Here is a 6,108-nt window from a genome sequence, read left to right as displayed (position 1 = left end):
TCCGCGGAGCGGGAACCGCTGTCGTCCGATTCCGAGGCGCGCATCGCAGACTTCGCCGATCTGGTGGCTACCGCGATCGCCAATACCGCGGCGCGCGAGCAACTGGATGCCAGCCGGGAGCGCCTGCGTGCCAGCCGCGATCGCCTGCGTCAGCTCGCCCGGCATCAGACGGCGTTGCGCCGGGTGGCAGAACTGGTCGCCCGCGAGGCGGAGCCTGCCGAGGTGTTCAACGCGGTGGCCGAGGAGATGGCCACCGTTCTGGACGTCTACAACGCGACGGTGGGCCGCTACGACGGCGATGACATCGTCATTGCCGCGCTTGGGCGTCCGGAGGTGGACCTTCCAAACCCGCCGGCCGTCGGTGAGCGTTTCCCGCTGGACGGCGACCACGTCGCCGTGACGGTTCGGCGCACCGGCCGGCCCGCTCGGATGGACAGCCACGAGCATGCGGCGGGTGTTTCGGCCGCGCGCATCCGCAAGATGGGCATCGCATCCATGGTCGGCGTCCCCATCATGGTCGGGGCAGAGTTGTGGGGCGTGGCTGCCGCGGCCTCGCGGGGCGAGCCGCTGCCGGACGACACAGAGGTAGGCATCGCAGACTTCGCCGATCTGGTGGCGACCGCGATCGCCAATGCGGCGGCGCGCGAACAGCTGAATGCCAGCCGCGACAGCCTGCGTCAGCTGGCTCGACAGCAAACGGCGTTGCGCCGGGTGGCGGAACTGGTTGCCCGCGAGGCGGAGCCGGCGGCGGTGTTCAACGCGGTGGCCGAGGAGTTGGCCAGTTGCCTGGACGCCTTCAACGCGACGGTGATCCGCCACGAAGGGGACTTTCTCGTCATCGAGGCTGTTGCAAGCTTCAACCAAGACCTGCCAAACCCTCCGGTAGTTGGCCAGCGGTTCCCGCTGGAGGGCGACCACGTCGCCCCGATGATTCTGCGCACCGGCCGGCCCGCTCGGATGGACACCCACGAGCACGCGGCCGGCAAGACGGCCGCATTCATCCGCGCGCTTGGTATCCAGTCCATGGTGGGTGTTCCCATCGTCGTCGGGGGGCAGCTTTGGGGCTCGGCCGCCGTGGCGACGCGGACCGGGATCCTGCCTCCCGACACCGAGGTTCGCATGGCTGATTTCGCCGATCTGGTGGCGACTTCCATCGCCAACGCGGCCGCCAGGGCCGAACTGCAGGCCGGCCGCGACAGCCTGCGCGAGCTCGCCGGAAACCTCAGTGTGCTGGCCAGGCAGCAAGCCGCATTGCGCCGGGTCGCAACTTTGGTCGCACGCGGGGTCGGTCAGTCGGAGGTGTTCTCGGCGGTGGCCGAGGAGATGGCCGGTTGCCTGAATGTGGGTAACGCCGAGGTGCTCCATTTCGACGACGACGGCGCAGCGATCGTCGTCGTGGCGTCCTATGCGGAACCCGGCGTGCCGCACTTTTCGCTGGGGGAACGCCTCTCCACCGAAGGTGACAACGTCGCCGCGACGGTGTCGCGCACACGACAGTCGGCGCGGATAGACAACTGGGAGGGCGCCGCCGGCCCGATTGCCCAACGCGTTCGCGAGTTGGGCGTCCGGTCCCGCATCGGGGCCCCGATCGTGGTGGACGAGCGGCTATGGGGCATAGCCGTCGTCGCCACCACCGAACCCGACCCGCTGCCGCCGAATACCGAAGCTCGCGTCGTCGAGTTCGCCGAGCTGGTCGCGACCGCAATTGCCGCCGCGACCACCCGCGCGGAGCTGATCGCCTCGCGGGCGAGGATTGTGGCCGCCGCCGACGACGCACGACGCCGCCTGGAACGCGACATTCACGACGGAGCCCAGCAACGGCTTGTCTCGCTGGGATTGAAACTTCGCCTGACCGAGGAGTCGGTGCCATCCGAGCGCGATGACCTGAAAAGCATGCTGTCCGAAGCGGTTTCGGGCCTGACCGACGTGTTTCAAGAGCTGCAGGAGATTTCCCGGGGCATTCATCCGGCGACCCTGTCGACAGGTGGGCTGCGGGCGGCGTTCAAGACGCTGGCGCGCCGCTCACCGGTGCCCGTCAACCTCGACATCACGATCGAGCAACGGTTGCCCGAATCGGTCGAGGTCGCCGCTTACTACGTGGTCGCCGAGGCGCTAACCAACGCCGCCAAGCACGCGCAAGCCTCCGAGGTGAACGTGCGGGCCCACACCAGCGACGAAAGCCTCAACGTCGTCATCTCGGACGACGGCATCGGCGGGGCTGACTCGGGCAAGGGCTCCGGGCTCATCGGGCTCAAAGACCGCATCGAGGTGCTCGGCGGCCGCATGCGCGTCGCCAGTCCTGCTGGAGGCGGGACGACGCTTCACATCACCATCCCGTACAGCACAAACGGAAAATGATCGGCTAGCCAGGAGTGGGCAGTTCACGGCGAGCAGCTTGCTGACTAGGTCAGAGTGTGCAAGGCATGCTGCGGATGGCGTGCATGAAGTTTCCCGGCACGTACACCGGACCGCCGGTCTCGATGTCCGGCACCTGCCGGAGCAGCTCGCCGAAGATGGCGCGCAGCTGCGCCCTTGCCACGTGGGCGCCGAGACAGAAATGCACACCGCCGCCACCAAAACCCACGTGCGGGTTGGGGTTTCGGCTCAGATCGAATCGCTCCGGATGGTCAAACGCCTCTTCATCCCAGTTGCCGGACGCATAGAACATCACCACTTTGTCCCCCGCTTCGATGGTTTGACCACCGAGCTGGAAATCCGTGGCGGCCGTACGGCGGAAGGTCATCACCGCCGAAGCCCAGCGAATGAACTCCTCGATGGCCCCACCGATGCGGCAGTCGAAATCTTCGAGCAGCCAGGCCCGCTCATCCGGAAAGTCGGTAAGCGCCTTCATCGCGTGGCTGATGGTCTGGCGCGTCGTATCGTTGGCGGCCACGGACAGGCCCGCAAAGAACGCGGCCACCTCCGCGTCGGTGAGCCGGTCACCATCCACCTCGGCGTTCACCAGGCTGCTGAACAGGTCTTCGCCGGGACGGTCGCGGCGCTGCGCGGCCAGCACACCGGCCAGTTGCTGTAGGTACAGCAGGTTCTCGGCCAAGACTTGCAGCGGGTGACGGCCGTCCAGGTAGACCTCATCGGCCCACGACACCACGGCATCGGCGGCATGGGCCACGTGGTCACGCTCGGACTCCGGAATGGCGACCATGTCCGACAGCGTGCGGATCCGAAGTTCCTTGGCAGACCGGTCGACGAAGTCAACCCCACTGCCTGCGGCCTTCAGCTCTTCGACGATGGTCTTGGCGTTCGCCTTGATCGCGTCCTCGATGCGCCTGACCTGCCTGGGCGTGAACGCGGCGCTGACAAGCTTGCGTAACTTGGTGTGCCGCGGCGGGTCCAACGCCAGGAAGGACTGCGTCGCTTCGAGCATCTCCTCGGGAACGTTCTCGAATACCAACCCTTGCCAGACAAGAACACCTCATGATTGCGGCTGACAGTGGCGATGTCGGCGCGGCGGGTGACCGCCCAAAAGCCGGGGTCGTTCGGATCGGGCATGAGTGCGTCTTGGACGGGAGGATGCCAGCTCACCGGGCGCTCGGCCCGTAGCACGGCGAAGGAGCGTTCCCGCTCCGCCGCGGTCATGGACCAGAACGCGCGCGAGGATAGATCGATCGGGTCGTAGCTGCGAAGCGTTGCAGATGCGGCAGTCATGGTGGGTTCCTCGGTCAACTACGGCCCCCGGTCACACGCCGGAACCTTAACTCCCGACACGACGTTTACACATAATCTCTTGCGACAGCCGGACCGTAAGGGCTGGACGATTCGGTTCGCGTGCTTACGGCTGGCGGGTATCGGCGATCATCTTGCCGAAATTCGACGCGCCGCAGGCGCTCAGCGACGTCGGAGGCTCCGATTCAAGCCACGTCATGTCTCGCCGCCGCCGCTTACCTGCGCGATAGCTCGGCGAGCCGACACTACGACGACAGTCACGGGGGGCTGCTTGATGAGGAGGCCCGCAGTCTGCTCCTGTCGCCGCACGGCGCTTCCGTCGTAACTGCGCTCGAAAAACTTTCCAGGCTGCGCAATTGACGCAACGGTACTTCGCCGTCTCGGCGCTGGGTCAGGCGCCGGCAGGGCAGCGGCTGAACTCGCGCGGCATCGCTCAGTTTCGCTGTGCCGACCCGCTTCGGTGGGTGACGTCCGCATTCGGTGTCCTTCAAGCGCGTTTCAATTCTGACGGTTCGTCACTATCCCAGGGATTGTGAACTAGGTTGTGATGCAATGCAGTGTTGACGATTCGTCAGATCGCGAATACCCGCTAGCAGGGTATAGCGATTGCTGTCAGCGCCAACGACATACCTTCCCAGCGGCGGCATGCTTAGTGACGAATGCGGTCCGCGAAAGCGTGTGCTGCCAAAAGCCTTGTTACTAAAGCCTTTCAGGGAAGGAGCATCATGCCGTCCATCGATTATGTTCCGGGAGGCCAGCAATGACTGAGCTGATCGGCTCCCACAATGGCCTGCACAGCGAGCAGGGCGCTCTGCCGGGTGACCACCCGGGGCGCTCAGCCAACCCGGTGATCAAGGTCCATGACGTCATCTGGCTGGAGTTCGAGAAGCCGGATCTCAAGAAAGCGGAGGCGTTTGCGCTGGCTTTCGGGTTCAGCGTCGCGCTGCGCACTGACGACGAGCTGCACCTGCGTGGCAGCGACGCCGGCGCGCCGTGCGTGCTGATCCGCCGCGGCCCGCGTTCGCGGTTCATCGGCCCGGCTTTTGTCGCCGCCGAACACTCCGACCTACTGCGGTTGGCCGATGCGACCGGGACCACCGTGCGCGCGCTGCCGGAGACCCTGGGTGGCGTGACCGTTGATCTGGTCGACCCCAGCGGCATTCCCTTGCGGGTGGTCTCGGGCACGCACCAGCTTGAGGAGCTGTCCTCCCAAACGCCGCACGTGTTCAACTTCGGCCCCAGCCACGACGTGGCCCGGGCCAACTCCACCCAGCGGCCTCCTCGGGTGCCCACCCGGGTGCAGCGGCTCGGGCACATCGTGCTGCAGACCACCAAGTACCTCTTAGCGCTGAACTGGTACCTGGACCACCTGGGATTGATCGTCAGCGACTTCTGCCACTATCCCGGCCAGCGCGAGCGGGGACCGGTGATGAGCTTCATCCGCTGCGATCGCGGCTCCACCCCGGCCGACCACCACACGCTGGCGATGGCGCTGGGTCCGGCCAACCGCTACGTGCACTCCGCGTATCAGGTCTGCGACCTCGACGCGCTGGCCGCCGGCGGCGAATACCTGCGCGAGCAAGGGTATTTCCGTTCCTGGGGCATCGGCCGTCACATCCAGGGCAGCCAGATCTTCGACTACTGGCGCGACCCTGACGGTGATTTCCTCGTCGAGCACTTCGCCGACGGTGACATGTTCGACAACACGCTGGAGCCCGGCTGGGCCCCCCTGGCGGCCTCGGGGCTGTATCAGTGGGGACCCCCGCCAAGCAAGGACTTCCTGGGCATCGGAACACCGGGCGAAACCGCGAAGGAAGTCGCCGTGATGCTCGATGCGCTGCGCCACGACAACGAATTCGACCTATCCGCCTTGCGCGGACTGTTCCACGTAGCCAATTCCTAACCACCAGCCGAAAGAAAGTAAGGACCCGTTATGACCGTCTCGATCCTGCGCACCGCCGACACGTGGTGGGTGCAGACCCCGAGCGGCGCCGCCCGCATCCGCACCGACGCCGCCAACACCGCAGAGGTGCTGGCCGACCGTGCGGCTATCGACGCCGCGCACTCCACCGACACCGTGCCGGTGGAAAACCTGACGCTGCTGTCGCCCGTCACCACGCCATGCCGCCTGGTGGCGCAGGCCACCAACTACGCCTCGCATGTGCGCGACGTCGGCCGCGACCCCGCCAAGACACCGCTGACCTTCTTCCGCAAGGCATCCGGTTCGGTCACTGGTCCGTTCGATGACATCGTCAAACCCGCCCATGTGCAGCTGCTGGATTACGAGTTGGAGATCGGTCTGCTGGTCGGCCGTGAGCTGCCGGTGGGCACCGAGGTGACTGAGGCCAACCTGGCCGAGTTCGTGTGGGGGCTGGTGGTGACCAACGACGTGTCGGCTCGCGACGTGCAGCTGACCAAAGCCCA

Annotated in this window: 3 protein-coding genes and 1 pseudogene; 3 read left to right on the top strand and 1 reads right to left on the bottom strand. The window is 66.1% G+C overall.

Annotation, left to right across the window (positions count from 1 at the left end):
- A partial coding sequence (locus ACLQI9_RS22630; RefSeq protein ID WP_442392234.1) for a GAF domain-containing protein occupies positions 1 to 2,358 on the top strand: 2,358 nt, incomplete at its 5' end.
- 49 nt (positions 2,359 to 2,407) lie between these two features.
- Here ACLQI9_RS22630 and ACLQI9_RS22625 read toward each other — a convergent pair.
- A pseudogene (locus ACLQI9_RS22625) lies at positions 2,408 to 3,666 on the bottom strand (cytochrome P450).
- 778 nt (positions 3,667 to 4,444) lie between these two features.
- On the opposite strand from ACLQI9_RS22625, the gene ACLQI9_RS22620 reads away from it, so the two are divergent.
- Both ACLQI9_RS22620 and ACLQI9_RS22615 read left to right on the top strand, forming a co-directional pair.
- Entirely contained in the window at positions 4,445 to 5,587 is a 1,143-nt protein-coding gene (locus ACLQI9_RS22620) for a VOC family protein (RefSeq protein WP_442378164.1), read from the top strand.
- Between the two features lie 30 nt (positions 5,588 to 5,617).
- Positions 5,618 to 6,108 (top strand): fumarylacetoacetate hydrolase family protein (locus tag ACLQI9_RS22615; RefSeq protein ID WP_442392233.1); only part of this gene is annotated, 491 nt, incomplete at its 3' end.

This window comes from Mycobacterium sp., from assembly GCF_052143115.1.
Lineage (GTDB): Bacteria > Actinomycetota > Actinomycetes > Mycobacteriales > Mycobacteriaceae > Mycobacterium.
The sequence above is the reverse complement of the archived record's forward strand: the minus strand, read 5'-3'. Positions and strand labels throughout refer to the sequence as shown.

What these genes read in the sequence shown, in the direction of transcription:
- ACLQI9_RS22620 (WP_442378164.1), top strand. Translation starts at nt 4,445, where the DNA reads ATGACTGAGCTGATCGGCTCCCACAATGGCCTGCACAGCGAGCAGGGC.